Origin of the sequence: Pseudonocardia petroleophila (assembly GCF_014235185.1) — a bacterium.
Classification (GTDB): domain Bacteria; phylum Actinomycetota; class Actinomycetes; order Mycobacteriales; family Pseudonocardiaceae; genus Pseudonocardia; species Pseudonocardia petroleophila.
In genome coordinates, this window is record NZ_CP060131.1 from 466,540 (window position 1) to 485,847 (window position 19,308).

The window sequence follows — 19,308 nt, forward strand, 5'->3', positions numbered from 1 at the left end:
CGGCGGATGGTCGAACGGGCCGCACCGCGCGTTACCCGTCAGCGGAGCGGGCCGGCGTCGAGGTAGCGCTCGGACTCCTGCTTGTGCATCCGCTCGTCGTGCCCGATCTGGCGCAGCAGGTCGGCGACGGTCTCGAACGCCCCGTACTGCCGGGCGAACGACGAGCGGTGCGGCACGCGCTCCAGCTCCGGGTGCTCGGCGACGAACTCGGCGTAGGTGTGCTCGGCGTGGTCCTCGAAGTCGGCGTTGAGGCGGTAGCTGACGCGCGGCGCGAGGACGAACAGCAGCCACGACACGTGGTAGTAGCCCAGCGCCATCAGCCACGGCACGAACCCGTACCAGAAGCGCGAGACCCGGTCGCCCACCAGCTCGCTCAGGATCAGCAGGTGCCACTGCTCGTTGTCCTGCTGCTCCCGGTTCTCCACGATCCGCTCGGTGATCCGGTGGGCGAGCCCGGAGTCGCGGTGGCGGCGGTGCAGCGCGCGGTAGGCCGCGTTCTCCCAGATCTGGTACGGGATCCGGGCGACGACCTCGAGCACCAGGAACTTCTCCAGCGAGCCGCGCCTGCCGTAGATCAGGTCCATCGTCCCGAACAGCAGCCGCGCGACCGGGCCGTAGCGGCGGCGCGGGGCGGCGAGCGTGGCGCGGTGCTCGTGGAGCAGGGCGCGGCGGCTCAGCCGCGGGGTCTGCGCCGCGGTCAGCGACGGGAGCGCGGGGGCCGGGTGGGTGGCGACGGGGCGGGTGACGACGGGGCGGGCGAGGGTCGGGGCGGTCATGGCGTTCCTCCTGGTGGGCGGGCCGCCGGGGTCGGCGGCGGCACGGGACGAGCCTGCCGCCGCGGGCCCGCCGGGAGGACCCTGCTGCCCGGCCGGTCCGCGCCCCCGGCCCCCTCCGCCGGGCCGCGCACCAGCCCCACCCCGGACGGTGCGGCCACCACCCGGTCAGAGCCCGAGGACCCCGGGGTCGGTCGCCAGGTCGCGCAGGCGGGCACGGGGGTCGGCCACGAGCCGGCGCGCCTCCTGGTCCAGCAGACCCATGACGCCCTCGATCTCGGCGGCGACGACGCCGTCGGAGCGCCGCAGGGTGTTGTCCATCGTGAACACCCGGCGCTCCCCGAACGCCAGGCGGCAGTCGACGTCGATCTCGTCGCCGTGGCGCATCTCGCGCAGGAACCGCACGCGGGTCTCCAGCAGCACGATGCCGATGCCGTGCTCGACCATCCGGCCGAACGAGCACCCGGCCGCGGTGAGGAGCTCGCTGCGGGCGTGCTCGCCGAACTGGTGGTAGACGGCGTGGTTGACGTGCCCGTTCATGTCGAGCTCGTAGCTGCGCACGCCGACCCGCACGGAGAAGGTGGTCATGCGGGCATGATCTCCGGCCATGACGCTGATGCAGGACCCGGCCCGGGTGCGGATCCGCCGACGGGTCGAGTGGGCGCAGACCGACGCCGCGGGCCACCACCACTGGACGGCGGTCCTGCACTGGGCCGAGCAGGCCGAGACGGTGCTGCACGAGCGGCTCGGCATCGCCGAGCTGACGTTCGGGCGCGAGCCCCGCGTCAACGCGACGGTCGACTTCACCGCCCGCCTGTACTTCCGCGACGACGTCGACGTCGACATCGCCGTGGAGCGCGTCGGCACGACGTCGGCGCGCTACGCGTTCGTCGTGAGCCGCGACGGCGAGACGGCCGCCCGCGGCACGCTGTCGACCGTGCTGGTGGACCCGGGGACCGGCCGGCCGACGCCGTGGCCCGACGCCCTGCGCACCGCCCTGACCAGCGGCGGCGCGCAGGAGCGGTAGGCCCTAGAGGGGCAGGTCCTGCCCCGCGGCCTGCGCGGGCGGGGCGGCCCGGTACTCGCGGCGCGCCGGCGGCGCGGTGAAGCCCAGCGCGGCGACGACCGCGCCGACGCTGTCGTAGGTGCCGGCGGGCAGGCCCCACAGGTCGGTGCGCGTGGAGGCGTCGGCGCCGTAGTCCTCCGCGTGGATGATCAGCTGCCACTTCGCCGCCGGGAACGTGACCCCGGCGAGTACGTGCCTGATCCGCTGGATGTCCACCGGGGTTCCCTTGCGCATCGTCGTGCTCCTTCCGCACCACCGACTGTACGACGGGGTGTACCCAACATCACATTCTGGCAAACGGGCGACGCTACTCCGATCCGGTGACGGGGGGTGATGTTGTGCCCGCCCTGGGCCGGTCGTAGGGTTGGCCGGCGGTTGAGAACACAGTCCGCGCTTCCAGTCCGCGATCCGCGATCACCTCGAGGAGCCGGTGCGCATGAGTGGCGATCTTCCCGTCGACAGCGGGATGCCCAACGATGGCGGCGACGTCGGCGAGGTCATCCGGTTCGACGTGGTCGCGCACGGTGAGGGCGCGGTCGTCGTGCACGTCGTCGGCGAGGTCGACACGCTGACCGCCCCGCTGCTGCGGGCCCAGCTCGACGAGCAGATCGCGGCCGTCCCGCTGTTGGTCCTCGACCTGACCGACGTCACGTTCCTCGGGTCCGCCGGCCTCGCCGTCCTGGTCGCGGCCAAGGACGACGCCGACCGCAGGGGCCACCGCCTGCGGCTGGTCTGCGGCTCGCGCATCGTCACCCGCGCCCTGCAGGCCACCGGCCTGCTCACGCTGTTCGACACGGCCGACGGGGTGCCGGAGGCGCTCGACGTCAGCGCCTGACGCCCGGGGTCCGGGGAGGCGTGTGGGTGCCTGGTGGCCCCCGCGGTCTTCAACACCGACGTGGCCGAGCACCTCGGCCAGGCGGGTTCGATTCCCGTCCGCCTCCGCCACCCGGCGCGAACCCGCTCCCGGCCCTACGGTTCGACCATGCCGCGCCTCCCGCTGGTCGACCCCGACGATCCCGACGCCGACCCGCACGCCCGGGCCCTGCTCGGCCGGGTCCAGGAACTCCGTGGCCGCACGCTCAACGTCTACCGGGCCGTCGGCAACCACCCCGAGGTGCTCGAGGGACTGCTGCAGTTCGGCGCGGCGGCCTACTTCCGCAACTCGCTGACGCCCGCGCAGAGCGAGCTGGCCTACCTCGGCGCCTCGGTCGCCAACGACTGCCACTATTGAATCCCGACCCACGTGGTGGCCGGTCGGGCCACCGGACTGACCGAGCAGAAGCTCGCCCTGATCGGCGTCGATCCCCTCCCGGACGGCGTGTACGCACCGGACGAGGCCGCGATCGTCCGCTACGCGCGGGCGTCGAGCCGGCTCGACCCCATCACCGACGAGCTGTACGCGAGCCTGCTCGAGCACTTCACGGAGAAGCAGATCATCGAGATCTGCTTCACGGTGGGCATGTCGAACATGATCAACCGCTTCCACGCGACGTTCCACACCGACGTCGACGAGGACACCGAGGAGATGCTCGGCGCGGTCTGCCCCGTTCGGTTACCACCGCCACCCGGCGGGTCGGTGGCCGATAACCCCTGATCAGTGGGATCGTGAGCCGATGGACCCGGACGACCTCACGTCTTCGAGCGCGGCGCAGATCGCGGCGCGCGTGCACGACGGCTGGAGCAGCGCCGTCGACGTCGCCCGGGCCCACCTCGCCCGCATCGATGCCCTCGACGCCCACGTGGGCGCGTTCGAGGTCGTCGACCCGCGCCGCGTGCTCGCCGAGGCCGAGGGCGTCGACTCGCGCGCCGACCGCTTCGCGCTGCCGCTGGCCGGCGTGCCGGTGGCCGTCAAGGACTGCGTCGACGTGGCCGGCTACCCCACGCGGCACGGCAGCGCCGCCACCTCGACCGAACCCGCCCGCCGCGACGACGAGCTGGTCAAGCGGCTGCGCGCGGCCGGGGCGATCGTCGTCGGGAAGACGCGGATGCCGGAGCTGGCGATCTGGGGGTTCACGCACTCGGAGCTGGGCACCACCCGCAACCCGCTCGACGGGGCGTCGGACCCGGGCGGGTCGAGCGGGGGCAGTGCCGCCGCGGTCGCCGCGGGGATGGCCGCGCTCGCGCTGGGCACCGACGGCGGCGGTTCGATCCGCATCCCGGCCGCGTACTGCGGGCTCGTCGGGGTGAAGCCGGGCGACGGCGTCGTCCCGCTGCCGGGCAAGCTCACCGAGCACTGGTACGGGCTGTCCGCCGCCGGGCCGCTCGCCCGCACCGCGCACGACGCCGCGATCATGCTGGGCGTGCTCGGCGGCGCGCCCGTCGAGCTCGCGGAGCGGGGGCCGTCGCGGATCGCGCTGTCGCTGCGCGTGCCGTCGCCGATCGGGCGCCTGCACCCCGACCACCGCGCCGCAGCCGTCGGGGCCGCCGCCCGCCTGCGCGCGGGTCCCGGCGGCGCCACGGTCGTCCTCGCCGACCCGCCCTACCCCCGCGGGCTGGCCACGCAGTGGATGCGCCGCTGGCACGCCGGGGTGGCGCAGGACCTCGCGGCGCTGCACCTCGACCCCGACGACGTCGAGCCGCGCACCGCGGCGGTCGCCCGCCGGGGCCGCCGCGCCCGCCCCGGCCCGCACGCCGGCCGTGCCTGGCGCGACCGCATGGTCGCCTGGCTCGACGACGGCGGCTACGACCTGATGATCACTCCCGCCGTCGCCGGGCCGGCGCCGCGGGCCGGGTCGCTGCACGGCCGCGGCTACACCCGCACGCTGCTCGAGCAGACCCGCCAGGTGCCGTTCACGCAGGCCTGGAACCTCGCCGGGCTGCCCGCGATGGTGGCCCCCGTCGTCATCGGGGGCCGCGCGGTCGGGGTGCAGCTCGTCGGGCGTCCGGGGTCGGAGGCCGCCCTGCTCGGCGCCGCGGCCCGCCTGGAGCGACGGGTCGTCCCGATGGCCGGCGCGGCCGCCCCCCGCAGCTACGCCTGAGCCGCGGACCCGTCGACGGGGTCGGGTTCGAGGAACGGGGCCAGCAGGCCGGGCACCGCCTCGGCGGCGACGGCCAGCACCTCGTCCTGGTCGGCGTAGGCGATCGTGTGCGTGCCCCTCCCCGCCGCCACCGCCGCCGTCACCGACAGCAGGCGCGGACGGCGCTGCAGCACCGTGCGGCGCAGCCGCCAGGCGATGACGCCGTCGCGGCGCACCGCCGCGGTGCGGCGCACCCCGGACCCGCCGCGCGCCACCAGGAACTCCCCCGACAGCGCGTGCCCGAGGTTGCCGAACTCCAGCGCCGCCCCGGCCGCCGCCGCCGGCACGAGCACCAGCGCGAGCTGCCACGGCCAGTGCGGGAACACCCCGAGCGCGGCGGGCACCGCGAGCCCCAGCGCGGGCAGCAGCGACACCGGCACCCACTGCAGGAGCAGCACGCGCAGGGCCGCGGCCGGGTGCCGGCGCAGCGGGACGGCCGCCGGGGAGGACGGCGCGCCGAGGACGTCGGCGGTCACGCGGTGCACGAGCGCGACGGGCACCGCGGGCAGCAGCAGGTCGGAGTCGCGCTTCCCGTTCCCCTCGCCGTCCTGCACCCCGAGGCCCGCGGCCACGATCCGCGCCTTCGCTCCCCCGCCGAGCCGCAGCAGCAGCGGCTCGTCCACGCGGACCCCGCGGATCCGCGCCTCCTCGATCGTCACCGAGCGGTGCGTGAGCAGGCCGTAGGTCAGGCGCAGCGTCCGGTCGTCGCCGCGGACCAGCCGGAACCCGCCGTAGGACACGACGTAGAGCACCGTCGACAGGACGGTGTTGAGCAGCACCAGCCCGCCGAGGGCCAGCAGCACCAGCAGCGGCAGCGGCACCCCCTCGGCCCACGCCACCCCCGACCGCACGGGCCCGGACCCCCACAGCGCCGCGTAGTCGATCGCCTCGCGGAACTGGCCGAGCGCGGCGGCCAGCACGCCGATCGCCACCAGCCCGGCCAGCGACAGCGGGGCCAGCCGGACCCAGGACGCCCCGAACTGCGCGAGCGGCGCGCGCGGCTCGGGCGGGGCGGCGTCGGCGGCGGGCGCCGCGTCCCGCAGGAGCAGCACCGAGCGCAGCCGCTCGGCCTCCGCCCTCGACACCGACTCCAGCTTCAGCTCGTCGTCGGACTCCCCGCCCTGCCGTCCGGTGCCGATCGCGACGACGGCGAGCCCGGCCACGCGGTGCACGACGTCGACGGTGAGGTCGACCGACCGCAGCCGGTCCCGCGGCACCGACCGCGCGGAGCGCACCAGCAGCCCGCTGCGCAGCTCCACGTGCGTGTCGGTGACCCGGTAGGTCGTCGTGGCCCAGGCCCACGCGCTGAGCACGAGGATCCCGAGCACCACGACGGCGCCGATCGCCGGCTCGATCCAGCCGAGCCGGTCCCAGCCGCGGAGCGTCACCGCCACCGCCCCGGCCAGCAGCAGCCCGCCCGCGGGCCGGACCGCCTCCACCCAGATCGAGCGGCGGTCCAGCCGCCGCCACCCGGTGACCGGTGGCGCGTCGGTGACGGTCACGTCGCGTCCCCGGGGGTGGCCTCCGTGGCGGCGGTGAGCCGTTCCACCAGCTCCACCGCGGCGTCGCGGTCCAGGCCCCTGATCTTCAGCGCGCCCGCCGTCGACGCCGTCGTGACCGTCACGGTCGACAGGCCCAGCCACTGCTGCAGCGGCCCGCGCCGGGTGTCGACGGTCTGCACGCGCGAGAGCGGCGCCACCCGCCAGTCCTCGACGAACACGCCCTCCCGCACGTAGACGGCGACCCCGGTGGTCTCCCAGCGGTGCCGGGCGTAGCGGATGGGCGGGGTGACGACGACGTCGGCGACCGCGAGCACGGCGACCGCGATCCCCACCGCCACCAGCCATCCGGGCCGCCAGAACACCAGCACCACCCCGACGGCGAGCAGCACCGCACCCCAGGACAGCGCGTTCTGCAGGCGCCACCAGGTGACGGCGCGGGGATCGACGTGGTGGGCCGGGGCGCGCAGCCGGAGGCGCGGGGCGCCGGAGGTCGGTACCGGGGTCATGGCCCCACACTGCCGCGTGGCGGCGACGGTGTCGTCATCCCTTGGTCGGGGGCCGACCTACTGCGGTGGATCCCACACCCCGTCGGTGACGAACCGCTCCAGCGTCGCCGTGTACGGCGCGAGGTCCATCCCCTGCGCGGCGACCCAGGCGTCGTCGTCGTAGCTGTGGCGGTAGCGCTCGCCGCCGTCGCAGATCAGGGAGACGACGCTGCCGCGGCGCCCGTCGCGCAGCATCCGCGCGACGAGCTCGCACACGCCCCACAGGTTCGTCCCCGTCGACCCGCCCGCCCACGTCCCGGTGCGCCCGCGCAGGAAGCGGGCGGCGGCGATGCTGGCGGCGTCGGGGACGGTCATCATCAGGTCGACGACGCCGGGCACGAAGCTGGGCTCCATCCGCGGGCGGCCGATGCCCTCGATCCTCCCGCTGACGCCGGTGGCGTGGTCGGCGGTACCGCTCGCCCACCCCGGCGCGAACGACGAGTCCTCCGGGTCGACGACGGCCAGGCGCGTGTCGTGGCGGCGGTAGCGCAGGTAGCGCCCGATCGTCGCCGACGTGCCGCCGGTGCCCGCTCCGACGACGATCCACTCCGGCACCGGGTGCGGCTCCTGCGCCATCTGCTGGAAGATCGACTCCGCGATGTTGTTGTTGCCCCGCCAGTCGGTGGCGCGCTCGGCGTGGGTGAACTGGTCGAGGTAGTGCCCGCCGCACTCCTGCGCGAGCCGCTGCGCCGCCCCGTACACCTCCGGGGCGTGCTCGACGAAGTGGCAGCGCGCCCCGTACCGCTCGATCAGCCCGATCTTCTCCGGGCTCGTCGACCGCGGCATCACCGCGACGAACGGCACCCCGATCAGCCGCGCGAAGTACGCCTCGGACACCGCCGTCGACCCCGAGCTCGCCTCGACCACCGTCGTCCCCTCGACGATGTGCCCGTTGACCAGCGCGTAGAGGAACAGCGACCGGGCCAGGCGGTGCTTGAGGCTGCCGGTCGGGTGCACCGACTCGTCCTTGAGGTAGACCTGCACGCCCCAGTCGCGGGGCAGCGGGAACACGTGCAGGTGGGTGTCGGCGGAGCGGTTGGCGTCGGCCTCGACGAGCCGGATCGCCTCGTGCACCCAGGCGCGGGTGCGGGCGCAGGACCGGTCGACGGGGATCACGCCCCGCACGCTAACCCTGATTGTCCGTGAGATGACACCGAGCGCTACGCGGCCACGGGTGAACAGCGTTCGACGTCATCTCACGTGGGGTCAGATCCGCGACAGGAGCTCCGCCTTCTTGGCCTCGAACTCCGTCGGCGTGACCACACCCGCGTCGCGCAGCTCGCCGAGCTGGCGAAGCTGGTGGAACACGACGTCGGGGTCGGAGGTGGGGGGCGGTCCCGGCGGCGGCTGCCGGTGACGCGCGGGAGGAGGCCCGGACGGGGGTCCGTAGCCGGCCTGGGGCGGCCCTGCCTGCCCACTCAAGCGAGCGCGGATGAGGTCGACGATCTCCTTGCCGTCCACCTTGTTGACGTTCTTGATCTCTGCCTTGTTGCCCGAGGCGAAGACGGTGATCGTGCCCAGCAGAACCCCCGACGACCATTGGATCGACGAGATGCGCTCCAGAGGGAAGTCCTCGCTCTTCTGGCTCATCCAGCCGTCCTTGAGGAAGAACATCCGGCGGTCCGTGAGCACGATCAGACCCGTCCCGTTGCCGTAGAAGCCTGCGGTCATGCGGTCGACGGTCTCGTGCTCCCACAGGTGCTCGACGAGCTTGCGGATCTCCCGCTTCGCACCCACTGTGTTGGCCATCCGAGCGGCGGAGGACGCGATGTCCGGACGGAGCTCGTCCATGTGCGCTCCTCCCATTCGTCGTGATCGGAGTCGCACTCACTGTGACAGGTGACCCGCGGCACGTGTCGACGGCCACCCGAAAGTGGCCGCCGTCAGCGCAGCGTGATGCGGCCGCTGCCCGTGCGGACCGACCCGATCACCGCGGCCGGGGCGCCCAGCGCGGCCACCGCCTCGGCCGCCCGTTCCGGGGACGCGCCGAAGAGCAGGCCGCCGGAGGTCTGGGCGTCGGCCAGGAGCAGGACGTCGACCTCGCCGTACGCCCCGGCGTCGACGCGCGGCGCCACCCAGTCGCGGTTGCGGCGCGAGCCGCCGGGCACCGTCCCGGCCTCGGCGAGCGCGCGCACGCCGTCGAGGAGGGGCACCGCGGCGACGTCGATCTCCGCGTCCACGCCCGACGCCGCGGCCATCTTCGACAGGTGCCCGAGCAGCCCGAACCCGGTGACGTCGGTGCAGCCGGTGGCGCCCGCGGCGAGCGCGGCGGAGGCGGCGGGGCCGTTGCTGCGGGTCATCGACGCCACCGCGGCCTCGGTCAGCCCCGCGGGCACGGTGCCGGTCTTGATCGCCGTCGTCGCGATGCCGATGCCGAGCGCCTTCGTGAGGACGAGCACGTCGCCGTCGCGCAGGCCGGCGTTGGTGAGGATGCGGTCCGGGTGCACCTCGCCGATCACGGCGAGCCCGTACTTCGGCTCCGGGTCGTCGACGCTGTGGCCGCCCACGACGGCGAACCCGCTCTCCGCCCCGATCTCCGCTCCCCCGGCCAGCACCTCGCCGAGCAGCGACATCGGCAGCTCGTCGCGCGGCCAGGCCACGATGTTGAGCGCGAACAGCGGCCGCCCGCCCATCGCCCAGACGTCCGACGCCGCGTTCTGCGCCGCGATCCGGCCCCAGGTGCGGGCGTCGTCGACGACGGGGGTGAAGAAGTCGGTGGTGGCGACGAGGGCGCGGTCGGCGTCCAGGCGCCACACCGCGGCGTCGTCGCCGGTCTCGGTGCCGACGAGGAGGTCCGGGGCGCTCGGCGGGGTGAGCGTGGCGAGCAGCTCCGCGAGGTGCTCCGGCCCGAGCTTGCAGCCGCACCCGGCGCCGTGGCTGAACTCGGTGAGTCGGCGAGCGGTCATGCGGCTCAGCCTACGATCCCTGCCGTGACCGACGTCCGCCGTCTCGTGCCGCGCACCGACGCCGTGCTCGCGCTCCCGGCCGTCGCCGCGGCGGCGCAGCGGCTGGGCCGGGCGCTGGTCAAGGAGGCAGTCGTGGCCGCGCAGGGCCGCGCGCGGGCCGGGGAGATCGCGCCCGGCGACGTCGCGGACGCGGCGCTGGCCGCCCTCCCCGGCACCCCGACGACGCTGACGCCGGTCCTCAACGCCACCGGCGTGCTGCTGCACACCAACCTCGGCCGCGCCCCGCTCTCGGCCGCCGCGCGCGCCGCGCTCGACGTCGCCGCCGGCACCTGCGACGTCGAGCTCGACCTCGCGACGGGCGGGCGCGGCCCCCGCGGCACCGCCGCGATCGATGCCCTGCTCGCCGCCGTTCCCGGGGCGGCCGCCGCGCACCTGGTCAACAACGGGGCGGCGGCGATCGCGATGGTCGCGGCCTGCCTCGCGGGGGGCGGGCGGGAGATCGTCATCGCGCGCGGGGAGCTCGTGGAGATCGGCGCCGGGTTCCGGATCCCGGACCTGCTGACGGCGACGGGCGCGCGGCTGCGGGAGGTCGGCACGACCAACCGCGTGCACCGCGACGACTACGCCGCCGCGGTCGGCGAGGACACCGCGTTCGTGCTCAAGGTGCACCCGTCGAACTTCGTGGTCAGCGGGTTCACGCACTCCTGCGGCGTCGACGAGCTGACCGGGCTCGGCGTGCCGGTCGTCGCCGACATCGGTTCCGGGCTCCTCGCCCCGCACCCCCTGCTCCCCGACGAGCCCGACGCGGCCACCACGCTCGCGCAGGGCGCCGCGCTGGTCACCGCGTCGGGCGACAAGCTGCTCGGCGGCCCCCAGGCCGGGCTGCTGCTGGGCGCGCCCGGCGAGGGCGCCGAGCTCGTCGGCCGCGTCCGCCGCCACCCGCTGGCCCGGGCGGTGCGCGTGGACAAGCTGACCCTCGCCGCGTTCGAGGCGACCCTGCGCGGGCCCGTGCCGCCCACCCGCACCGCCCTCGACGCCGACCCGCGCGACCTCCTGGCGCGCGCCCAGCGGATCGCGGACCGGCTGCGCGCCGACGGGGTGGACGCCCGCGCCGTGGAGTCGGACTCGACCGTCGGCGGCGGCGGGGCCCCCGGGCTGACGCTGCCCAGCGCCGCGGTGTCGCTGCCCGAGCCGTACGCGGCGGTCCTGCGCGCCGGCACGCCCGCCGTGCTGGGCCGCACCGAGCGCGGCCGCTGCCTGCTCGACCTGCGGGCCGTGCCCCCGGAGTCCGACGACGCACTGGCCGGGGCGGTCGGCCGTGCGCGGTAACGGCGGCCGGGGCAGCCGTTCCCGCGCACAGGTCGTGGCCACCGCCGGGCACGTCGACCACGGGAAGTCGACGCTGGTCCGCGCGCTGACCGGGATGGAGCCCGACCGCTTCGCCGAGGAGCGCCGCCGCGGCATGACCATCGACCTCGGCTTCGCCTGGACCCGCCTGGGGGCGGGCACCGTCGCGTTCGTCGACGTCCCCGGCCACGAGCGGTTCGTGACCACGATGCTCGCCGGGGTCGGGCCGGTGCCCGCGGTGCTGCTGGTCGTCGCCGCCGACGAGGGCTGGATGCCCCAGTCCGCCGAGCACCTCGACGCCCTCGTCGCCCTCGGCGTCCGCGACGGCCTGCTGGTGATCACCCGCAGCGACCTCCTGGAGCCCGACCTCGCCCTCGACGACGCCCGCACCCACCTGCGCGGCACGCCGCTGGACGGGATCCCCGCCGTCTCCGTGTCCGCCCGCACCGGCGCGGGCATGGACGAGCTGCGCACCGCGATCGGCGCGCTCGCCGACCGCCTGCCCGCCCCCGACGACGGCGCGGACGTGCGGCTGTGGGTCGACCGCGCGTTCACCGTGCGCGGCGCGGGCACCGTCGTCACCGGGACCCTGCCCGCCGGGCGGCTGCGCGTCGACGACGAGCTGGAGCTGGCCGGGGCCGACGGCACGCGGCGCGTGACGGTCCGCGGGCTGCAGAGCCTCGGCGAGCCCGTCGGGGACGCGGGCGGGGTGAGCCGGGTGGCGGTCAACCTGCGTGGCGTGCCGCGCGAGGCGCTGACCCGCGGCGACGTCCTGCTCACCCCCGGCGCGTGGCTCACCTCCGACACCGTCGACGTGCGGCTGCACCACGCCCACGACGACGACCTGCCCCGGGAGCTGAGCCTGCACGTCGGGTCGGTCGCGGTGCCGGTCCGCGTCCGTCCGCTCGGCGCCGACACCGTCCGGCTGCGGCTGCGGCACCCGCTGCCGCTGCGCGTCGGTGACCGGGCCGTGCTGCGCGACCCCGGCCGCCGGCGCGTCCGCGCCGGGGTCACCGTGCTCGACGTGCGGCCGCCCGACCTGCGTCGCCGCGGGTCGGCCGCGGCCCGCGGCGTCGAGCTGGCGGGGATGGACGGCCGGCCCGACCCGGTCGCGGAGCTGCGCCGCCGCGGGACCGTGCGGCGCGCCGAGCTGGCCGCGATGGGGGTCCCCGTCGACGGTCTCGGGACGGGCCCGTGGCTGCTCGACCCGGAGCGCGCCGCGACCGCAGCGCGCGACCTCGCCGCCGCCGTCGACGCCCACGACCGCGCCGACCCGCTGGACCCCGGCCTGCCCACCGAGGCCGCGCGGCGCGCCGCGGGCCTGCCCGACGCCCGGCTCGTCGACGACGTCCTGCCGCACGCCCCCGGGCTCGCGCACCGCGACGGGCGCGTCGTGCGGACCGCCGCGGCGGGGCTGACGCCGGCCGTCGTCACCGCGCTGGAGGCCCTGCGCTCCGACCTGGCCGCGGCCCCCTTCGCCGCCCCCGACGCGGCGCGGCTGGCCGAGCTGGGGCTCGGGCCGCGCGAGCTGGCCTCGCTGGTGCGCGCGGGCGAGCTCCTGCGCCTCGCCGACGGCGTGGTGCTGCTCGCCGGCGCCGACGACCGCGCCGCGGAGTCGCTCGCCGGCCTGCCCGACGGGTTCACCGTCAGCGACGCCCGGCAGGCGCTCGGCACCAGCCGGCGGGTCGCGGTGCCGCTGCTGGAGCTGCTGGCCCGCTCCGGCCGCACGACGCGTTCCCCCGACGGGGTGCACCGCCTGCGCGTCCCGGGTGGCAGCGCACCCCCCTGAGCCCTACCGTGTACCGCGATGTCCGAGACGCGCGAGTCCCCGTCCCCCGATCCCGCCCCGATCCGTCGAGGTGGGGATGCGGACGACCAGATCAGCCTGACGACCCGACCCGCCGGTTCCGGTCAGGTCGTGATCGAGGTCGGCGGTGAGGTCGACATGCTCACCTCGCCCCAGCTGCGCGCGGCGGTCCTCGACCAGTTCGCCGCCGGCACCGAGCTGGTGGTGCTCGCGCTCGACGGCGTCACCTTCCTCGGCACCAGCGGGCTCGCCGCGCTCATCGAGGTGCGCGAGGCCGCCCACACCGCCGGGGTCGAGCTGCGGCTCGCCTGCACGGCCCGCCGGGTCCTGCGCCCGCTGACGATCGCCGGCCTCGTGCCGCTGTTCGACATCCACGAGACGGTGGACGCCGCCCTCGCGGCCACCTGAGTTCCCCGGGGTGACGTGATTCGGGTCACACCTGTGCGCGGTGCGCCCGATCGGCGTTTGGTCCACCGCCCAGGCGGGAATCAGTGCTCCGATCGCCCGGCAGTTCCCCCGGGCACGGACGCATGTGAGGTGACTACCGCGATGAGCGACGTTTCCCGGCTCCCCGGCCCGATGGACCACGCCTGGCAATGGCAGCGCCTCGGCTCGTGCCGCGGCATGGACAGCGCCAGCTTCTTCCACCCCGACGGCGAGCGGAACCCGTCCCGGGCCCGGCGCACGGCGCAGGCCAAGGAGGTCTGCCACCGCTGCCCCGTCATCGACATGTGCCGCGAGTTCGCGCTGGAGACCCGCGAGCCGTTCGGCGTCTGGGGCGGGCTGGCCGAGGCCGAGCGCCGCGTCATCCTCGAGCAGCGCGGGGTCCCGCTGGCCAGCTGAGCCGGTCACCGACACACGGAACGGGCCCACCCCCGCGGGGGTGGGCCCGTTCCGTCGTGCGGGGCTCTCAGGCGTTCTGGTAGCCGATGTTCTGGGCCTGCCACATCCAGCGGGCCTTCTCCAGCTCCGCGACCATGCCGATGAACAGGTCCTGGGTGACCGGGTCGGTCTTGTCGGTCTCCTCGATGCGCGGGCGCAGCCGGGTGACGACGCCGTCGAGGGCCTCGAACACCTGCGCGATGACGTCGCGGTCCTGGACCCAACCGGCCTGGGGCGGCGCGATGCCGGTGGTGGCGGCGACGGTGGCGGCGCGACCGTCCGGGGAGACCCCGACGGCGGCGGCCCGCTCGGCCACGGTGTCGGAGTACAGGCGGGCGGTGTCGACCAGCTCGTCGAGGTGCAGGTGCACGTCGTGGAACTGGCGGCCGACGAGGTTCCAGTGCGCCTGCTTCGCGACCAGGGACAGGTCGACCATGTCGACCAGCGTGGCCTGCAGGGCGGCCCCCGTGACGTCGCGCGCGGCGTCGTCGAGCGTGCTGGGGATGGGGTGGGCCGGGGATGCGGCCATGACGGTACCTCCGTGGATCGTGGTGGGTGCTGTCGTGCGTACCTCCACCGTCCAACGAACCCGCCGGAAGCGCCATTCCACCCGGTCCGGCCGGAGTGGGCAGGGCCTCAGTCCGCGTCGACGACCGTCAGCTCGTGGCAGCGGTAGCGCAGCAGCGGGATGCCGTAGACCTGCGCGATGCGCTGGACGGCGCGGTCGACCACCGCCCGGTCGACGCCCGCGCGACCCGCCTCGACGGCCGGCCCGAGCAGGTAGACGCCCGGTTCCGGGTCGAACCCGACGAGCTCGCTGAGCGCGGCGACGAGGTCGTCCTCAGCGCCGGGGCCGAGCGGGGAGCGCAGGCCCAGCCGGTGCACGGCCAGGTCGGGGAGACCGAGCTCCGCGGCCCGGGCCCGCAGCTCGACGCCGTCGTCCTCGCGGTCGTCGTCCCACTCGTCGTCGTACGCGTCGAGCTCCACGGCGTCGCCCACGCCCAGCACCCCGACGGGGGCCGGCCCGGCGACGGGACCGTCGTCGCAGGCCACCAGCAGGTCGACCGACCGGCCGCCCTCCAGCAGGCGCACGAGGTCGGACCCGGGCCGCAGCAGCTCGACGGTGCAGACCGACACGGCCACGAACCGGCGCTGCGAGACCGGCCGCACCGACCGGTCGGCCGGGAACGGGGCGTTCGGGACGGCGAGCCCGCCCACCGGTTCCGCGACCATCCACCGCCCCCTCGGACCAGACCGCCGGCGGGCACCGTTGCCGCGCCGGTCCGGTCTCTGCTGCCGTCGAGTCAACCGCGTCCGGCCGGAGGTCCGTGCATCGTGCACGGGTGCATACGCCCAACGGCCCGGAACGATCTCCGAGCGGCCGCCGCGCACCCGGGGCCGCGACCGTTCCGTGATCAGGCCGTGAGGCGGACCGCCAGCAGCGCGACGTCGTCGCTGAGCCGGGTGGGGGCGCACGCCGCCAGCACACCGTCCACCAGCTCCTCCGCCTCCACGCCCGGGCGCTGGGCGTGGACGGTGCGCTCCAGCAGGTCGGTGCGCTCGTCGGCGTCGTGACCGACCATGTCGGTCAGCCCGTCGGTGTAGAGCAGCAGGACGGAGCCGGGCGGGCAGGTCAGCTCCGCCTCGGCGCGCACCCGTCCCGAGGAGCGGCCGAACATCGGGACCGCGCCGATCATCGGGGAGCGCTGCTCGTCGAGGCGGCGCAGCGAGCCGTCCGGGTCCAGCACCAGCGGCGCCGGGTGACCGGCGTTGGCGTACCGGACGACGCGCATGCCCTCGGCGTCGGGCGGTTCGATGCGGGCGTAGAACGCCGTGGCCATCGCGGCCATCTCCAGGCCCTGCACGAGCTGGTCGCAGCGGTCGAGCACCGAGCCGGGGCCGCGCCCCTCCCAGGCGTAGGAGCGCACGACGCCGCGCAGCTGCCCCATCGCCGCGGCCGCAGCGAGGTCGTGGCCGACGACGTCGCCGACCGCGATGCCGACGGCCCCGTCGGGCAGCGGCAGCACGTCGTACCAGTCGCCGCCGACCTGGTTGCCGTCGGCGCCGACGAGGTAGCGCGCCGCGACCTGGAGCCCGGTCACCTCGGGCACCACCGGCAGCAGGCTGCGCTGCAGCGTGGCCGCCGCGGCGTGCTCCACCTCGTAGAGCCGGGCGTTGTCGACGGTCAGGCCCGCGCGCCCGGCGAGGTCGGCGGCCAGGTGCAGGTCCCGCGAGCCGTACCGGCGGCCGTAGGGCAGCTGGGTGAGCAGGGTCAGCGTGCCGAGGACGCGCCCGCGCGCCCGGATCGGCACGACCATCGCCGACCGCAGCCGCAGCTCGTCGTAGACGGCGGCCGACGCGGGGTCGTCGGGATGCCGCTCGGCCCCCCGCTCGGGCAGTTCGGCGATCAGCCGCGGCGCGTCGCCCGCCGGGCCGTCCGGCAGCTCGCCCAGGCGGCGCAGGCGGTCCTCGTCGGCCGCGTCGCGGGCGGCCACGGCCAGGCGCGTCGGCACGCTCGCCCCCGGACGCTCCAGTAGGTCGACCACGCACAGGTCGGCGAGCTGCGGCACGACGATCCGGGCCAGCCGCGCGCAGGCGTCGCCGACGCCGAGCGCCTCGGTCATCTGCGTGGTGGCCTCCGCGAGCAGCCGCAGCTGGCTGCGGCTGGACTCCGCGTCGGCCAGCGCGGTGGCGCGCTCCTGCTCGACGGTCACCCGCTCGGTGACGTCGTTCTGCACCCCGACGAAGTTGATCAGCTCACCGGCGCCGTCGAAGACCGGGGAGATCGACACCTGGTTCCAGTAGGCCGACCCGTCCTTGCGGTAGTTGAGCAGGACCGAGGTGAACGGCTCGCGCCGGCTCAGCGCGTCGGCGATCCGCTCGACCGTGGCCCGGTCGGTGTTCGGGCCCTGCAGGAGCCGGCAGTTGCGGCCGACGACGTCCTCGTAGGAGTAGCCGGTGAGACGGGTGAACGACGGGTTCACCCAGATCAACGGGTCGTCGGGCTGGCGGGGGTCGGTGATCGTGAACGACATCTCGGTGGCGACGACGGCGCGGTCGCGCAGCACCTCCAGCTGCCGACGGTCCCCGTGCTCGGTGCCGGAGATCTGCAGGAACACCACCAGCGCCCGCGACTCCAGACCCGCCGCACCGGCGGTCGGGGCCGCACCGGTCAAGCCGAAACCGGTGACCCACAGCAACCGGCCCTCGCTCGCGTCGCGCTGCTCGTCGGTGACGGTCGACCCGCGGCGGGCGGCGTCGTGCACCGCGACGGGCTCGCCGGAGACCGGCACCCCCGCGGCCACCAGCGACAGCGGCGAGCTCGTCTCGCTCATCCGCTGACCGCCGAGATCGGTGAGCCCGGCGGCGTCGCCCCAGGCGTCGACGTCGACGGGCAGGTGCACCCGGTCGCCGGTCAGCTCGATGGCGGCGGCGTTCGCGTAGACGACTTCGCGGGTGGTGAGATCGATCATCAACACGGCGGCGGGCGCACCGTGCAGGACGCGCGGGAGGTCGGCGGCCGCGACCGGGGCCACGCCCGCGGTGCCGGAGATCTCGGTCACGGCGTCACTCTAGAAGAGGTCGCCACAGCGCGCCCGCGACGGCCGCCGACGGTACTCTCGGCGCGAGAGCGGTTGAGCCACCAGCCGCCGCAGGTCGCCGGCCGAGACCGGCGCGGTCGTCCGTGCGCCCCGTCCGCGGACCGTTCTACCGCCCCGTGCGTGGAGGTGCCCCCGAGTGTTCGACACGATCCCGTCCACCACCGGTGACGGAGACGCCGACCAGTCCATCCTCACCGAGCTGACCCGCCCCGCCCCGGGCACCGCGCTGCTGACCGTGTCCGGCGAGATCGACACCATCACCGCGCCGCACCTCGAGGCGGCGCTGGACACGCTGCTGCAGGCCGACGACGCCACCCTCGTCGCCGACCTCCAGGGCATCACGTTCCTGGCCTCCAGCGGTCTCGCCGTGCTCATCCAGGCCGCCCACCGCGCGGAGCGCTCCCGCCGGCGGCTGCACCTCGTCGCCTCCGGCCGCCAGGTGCGCCGGCCGCTGGAGATCACCGGCACCGACCAGCTGTTCGATCTGCACGACGACCGGACGTCCGCGGGGCTCCCCGCCGGGGGCTGAGACGGGGCTCGATTGATCTCGCGGTACCCGGGGTAGCAAGATGAGCCCAGCCCCAGCACGACGGCCGGCTCGACCGGCCCTGCACGACCCGGAAGGAGACCGGCAGCGTGTCCGATCTGGACTCCCCCCACCCCGCCGAGACGCTCGACGGGGTGTCCACCGTGGAGGTCCGGACCTCGGCCAGCGCGGCGCTGATCCCGACCATCCGCGCCGTCGCCTCCGATCTCGCCGCGCGCGCCGACTTCGACCTCGACGCCATCTCCGACCTGCGGATGGCCGTCGACGAGGCGTGCGCCACGCTCGTCGACGTCGCCGCCCCCCGCTCGGTCCTGCACTGCACCTTCCACGTCCGCGTCGACGGCATCGAGGTGCGCGCCGAGGTCGAGGTCGGCGAGCCGAGCTCCTCCGTGTCCACCGACACGTTCGGCTGGCGGGTCCTGCAGACCCTCGCCGACGACGTCGACGTCCTGTCCGCGCCCGGTGTCGACGGCGGGCGTCCGACGGTCGGCATCCGGTTGGACAAGCTCGCCGGCGACCCACCCCGGTGACCAGGGGCGATTCCGAGTACGGCCATCTGGCACCCCTGCTGGAGCGGTACGCCTCACTGCCTGCCGACGACCCGGCCCGCGAGCGCCTGCGCGACGAGCTGGTCACCGGTTTCCTGCCCGTGGCCCAGCACATCGCCCGGCGCTTCGCGCACCGCGGCGAGCCCCTCGACGACCTGGTCCAGGTCGCGACCGTGGGCCTGATCAACGCCGTCGACCGCTTCTCCCCCGACCGCGGCTCCGACTTCTTCTCCTTCGCCGTGCCCACGATCAGCGGCGAGGTGCGGCGGCACTTCCGCGACCTGGGCTGGTCGATGCGGGTGCCGAGGCGGCTCAAGGACCTGCACGTGTCGATCAACGGCGCCGTGTCGCACCTCGCCCAGGAGATCGGGCGCGCCCCGCGGCCCAGCGAGATCGCCCAGCACCTCGGCATCTCCGTCTCCGACGTCCTGGAGGGGCTGGAGGCCTCGGAGGTCTACCGCAGCTCCTCGCTCGACGAGATGCTGTCCTCCGACGCCGGCAGCGCCACGGTGGGCGAGCTCGTCGGCGAGGCCGACGCCGAGCTCGCCCGCGTCGACTTCATGCAGGCCCTGCGGCCGGTCATGAGCGAGCTGCCCGAGCGCGAGCGCACGATCGTGCTGCTGCGGTTCTTCGGCAACCGCACGCAGACCCAGATCGCGGAGGAGGTCGGGATCTCGCAGATGCACGTCTCGCGCCTGCTCTCCCAGACCCTCGACCGGCTGCGCAGCCGGCTCGACCCCGACACCCGCGTCGGCTGACGACCCGT

Annotated in this window: 23 protein-coding genes and 1 tRNA gene; 13 read left to right on the forward strand and 11 right to left on the reverse strand. The window is 75.5% G+C overall.

The features are described from left to right. Positions 1 to 38 precede the first annotated feature (38 nt). Positions 39 to 776, reverse strand: a complete 738-nt coding sequence (locus H6H00_RS02225) for an alternative oxidase (RefSeq protein WP_185719720.1) — start codon at positions 774 to 776, stop codon at positions 39 to 41. 165 nt (positions 777 to 941) lie between these two features. After that, entirely contained in the window at positions 942 to 1,361 is a 420-nt protein-coding gene (locus H6H00_RS02230; RefSeq protein ID WP_185719721.1) for an acyl-CoA thioesterase, read from the reverse strand. Between the two features lie 19 nt (positions 1,362 to 1,380). On the opposite strand from H6H00_RS02230, the gene H6H00_RS02235 reads away from it, so the two are divergent. Beyond that, the gene (locus H6H00_RS02235; protein WP_185719722.1) at positions 1,381 to 1,800 is read left to right on the forward strand and encodes an acyl-CoA thioesterase; all 420 of its coding nucleotides are present in this window, start codon (positions 1,381 to 1,383) and stop codon (positions 1,798 to 1,800) included. Between the two features lie 3 nt (positions 1,801 to 1,803). On the opposite strand, the gene H6H00_RS02240 is transcribed toward H6H00_RS02235, so the two are convergent. Then, on the reverse strand, positions 1,804 to 2,073 hold the full coding sequence (locus H6H00_RS02240; protein WP_185719723.1) for a DUF2795 domain-containing protein: 270 nt from the start codon (positions 2,071 to 2,073) through the stop codon (positions 1,804 to 1,806). A 202-nt stretch (positions 2,074 to 2,275) separates the two neighbouring features. Here H6H00_RS02240 and H6H00_RS02245 point away from each other — a divergent pair, with 202 nt between their 5' ends. From H6H00_RS02245 to H6H00_RS02265, 5 genes are all read left to right on the forward strand, one after another. Then, a complete protein-coding gene (locus H6H00_RS02245) occupies positions 2,276 to 2,674 on the forward strand; it encodes an STAS domain-containing protein (RefSeq protein ID WP_255425538.1) in 399 nt (132 codons plus the stop codon). A gap of 14 nt (positions 2,675 to 2,688) precedes the next feature. Continuing rightward, a tRNA-Sec gene (locus H6H00_RS02250) sits at positions 2,689 to 2,784 on the forward strand. 37 nt (positions 2,785 to 2,821) lie between these two features. Further along, a complete protein-coding gene (locus H6H00_RS02255; RefSeq protein WP_185719724.1) occupies positions 2,822 to 3,070 on the forward strand; it encodes a carboxymuconolactone decarboxylase family protein in 249 nt (82 codons plus the stop codon). Positions 3,071 to 3,082: 12 nt separating this feature from the next. Next, positions 3,083 to 3,433, forward strand: a complete 351-nt coding sequence (locus H6H00_RS02260; RefSeq protein ID WP_185719725.1) for a carboxymuconolactone decarboxylase family protein — start codon at positions 3,083 to 3,085, stop codon at positions 3,431 to 3,433. Between the two features lie 19 nt (positions 3,434 to 3,452). Next, positions 3,453 to 4,817, forward strand: a complete 1,365-nt coding sequence (locus H6H00_RS02265; RefSeq protein WP_185719726.1) for an amidase — start codon at positions 3,453 to 3,455, stop codon at positions 4,815 to 4,817. Here the strand turns inward: H6H00_RS02265 and H6H00_RS02270 are convergent. The 5 genes from H6H00_RS02270 to selD form a co-directional block, all read right to left on the reverse strand. Next, the gene (locus tag H6H00_RS02270) at positions 4,808 to 6,358 is read right to left on the reverse strand and encodes a PH domain-containing protein (protein ID WP_185719727.1); all 1,551 of its coding nucleotides are present in this window, start codon (positions 6,356 to 6,358) and stop codon (positions 4,808 to 4,810) included. The two genes, H6H00_RS02265 and H6H00_RS02270, sit on opposite strands and share 10 nt — an antisense overlap. Then, on the reverse strand, positions 6,355 to 6,864 hold the full coding sequence (locus H6H00_RS02275) for a PH domain-containing protein (protein ID WP_185719728.1): 510 nt from the start codon (positions 6,862 to 6,864) through the stop codon (positions 6,355 to 6,357). The genes H6H00_RS02270 and H6H00_RS02275 overlap by 4 nt, the downstream gene beginning before the upstream one ends. A 57-nt stretch (positions 6,865 to 6,921) precedes the next feature. Beyond that, positions 6,922 to 8,019: an L-cysteine desulfhydrase Cds1 gene (gene cds1 / locus H6H00_RS02280; RefSeq protein WP_185719729.1), complete on the reverse strand. Its 1,098-nt coding sequence runs from the start codon at positions 8,017 to 8,019 to the stop codon at positions 6,922 to 6,924. A 90-nt stretch (positions 8,020 to 8,109) separates the two neighbouring features. Next, positions 8,110 to 8,694: a PH domain-containing protein gene (locus tag H6H00_RS02285; protein ID WP_221775769.1), complete on the reverse strand. Its 585-nt coding sequence runs from the start codon at positions 8,692 to 8,694 to the stop codon at positions 8,110 to 8,112. A gap of 92 nt (positions 8,695 to 8,786) precedes the next feature. Continuing rightward, positions 8,787 to 9,809, reverse strand: a complete 1,023-nt coding sequence (selD, locus tag H6H00_RS02290) for a selenide, water dikinase SelD (protein ID WP_185719730.1) — start codon at positions 9,807 to 9,809, stop codon at positions 8,787 to 8,789. A 24-nt stretch (positions 9,810 to 9,833) separates the two neighbouring features. On the opposite strand from selD, the gene selA reads away from it, so the two are divergent. The 4 genes from selA (at position 9,834) to H6H00_RS02310 (ending at position 13,806) form a co-directional block, all read left to right on the forward strand. Next, positions 9,834 to 11,138 carry an L-seryl-tRNA(Sec) selenium transferase gene (gene selA, locus H6H00_RS02295; RefSeq protein WP_185719731.1) on the forward strand — a complete coding sequence of 435 codons (1,305 nt, stop codon included), beginning with the start codon at positions 9,834 to 9,836 and terminating at the stop codon, positions 11,136 to 11,138. Positions 11,139 to 11,172: 34 nt separating this feature from the next. Continuing rightward, the gene (gene selB / locus H6H00_RS02300) at positions 11,173 to 12,945 is read left to right on the forward strand and encodes a selenocysteine-specific translation elongation factor (protein ID WP_255425539.1); all 1,773 of its coding nucleotides are present in this window, start codon (positions 11,173 to 11,175) and stop codon (positions 12,943 to 12,945) included. An 18-nt stretch (positions 12,946 to 12,963) separates the two neighbouring features. Continuing rightward, positions 12,964 to 13,371, forward strand: a complete 408-nt coding sequence (locus H6H00_RS02305; protein WP_185719732.1) for an STAS domain-containing protein — start codon at positions 12,964 to 12,966, stop codon at positions 13,369 to 13,371. A gap of 141 nt (positions 13,372 to 13,512) precedes the next feature. Beyond that, the gene (locus tag H6H00_RS02310) at positions 13,513 to 13,806 is read left to right on the forward strand and encodes a WhiB family transcriptional regulator (RefSeq protein ID WP_185719733.1); all 294 of its coding nucleotides are present in this window, start codon (positions 13,513 to 13,515) and stop codon (positions 13,804 to 13,806) included. 67 nt (positions 13,807 to 13,873) lie between these two features. On the opposite strand, the gene H6H00_RS02315 is transcribed toward H6H00_RS02310, so the two are convergent. The 3 genes from H6H00_RS02315 to H6H00_RS02325 form a co-directional block, all read right to left on the reverse strand. Beyond that, the gene (locus tag H6H00_RS02315) at positions 13,874 to 14,374 is read right to left on the reverse strand and encodes a Dps family protein (RefSeq protein ID WP_185719734.1); all 501 of its coding nucleotides are present in this window, start codon (positions 14,372 to 14,374) and stop codon (positions 13,874 to 13,876) included. A 107-nt stretch (positions 14,375 to 14,481) separates the two neighbouring features. Beyond that, entirely contained in the window at positions 14,482 to 15,078 is a 597-nt protein-coding gene (locus H6H00_RS02320) for a hypothetical protein (RefSeq protein ID WP_185719735.1), read from the reverse strand. Positions 15,079 to 15,260: 182 nt separating this feature from the next. Beyond that, entirely contained in the window at positions 15,261 to 17,408 is a 2,148-nt protein-coding gene (locus tag H6H00_RS02325; RefSeq protein ID WP_185719736.1) for a SpoIIE family protein phosphatase, read from the reverse strand. 175 nt (positions 17,409 to 17,583) lie between these two features. On the opposite strand from H6H00_RS02325, the gene H6H00_RS02330 reads away from it, so the two are divergent. The 3 genes from H6H00_RS02330 to H6H00_RS02340 all read left to right on the forward strand — a co-directional run bounded on the left by H6H00_RS02330 (position 17,584) and on the right by H6H00_RS02340 (position 19,300). Next, the gene (locus H6H00_RS02330; protein WP_185719737.1) at positions 17,584 to 17,976 is read left to right on the forward strand and encodes an STAS domain-containing protein; all 393 of its coding nucleotides are present in this window, start codon (positions 17,584 to 17,586) and stop codon (positions 17,974 to 17,976) included. 107 nt (positions 17,977 to 18,083) lie between these two features. Beyond that, on the forward strand, positions 18,084 to 18,524 hold the full coding sequence (locus H6H00_RS02335; RefSeq protein WP_185719738.1) for an ATP-binding protein: 441 nt from the start codon (positions 18,084 to 18,086) through the stop codon (positions 18,522 to 18,524). Then, on the forward strand, positions 18,521 to 19,300 hold the full coding sequence (locus H6H00_RS02340) for a SigB/SigF/SigG family RNA polymerase sigma factor (RefSeq protein WP_185719739.1): 780 nt from the start codon (positions 18,521 to 18,523) through the stop codon (positions 19,298 to 19,300). The genes H6H00_RS02335 and H6H00_RS02340 overlap by 4 nt, the downstream gene beginning before the upstream one ends. The last annotated feature ends 8 nt before the right edge of the window (positions 19,301 to 19,308 follow it).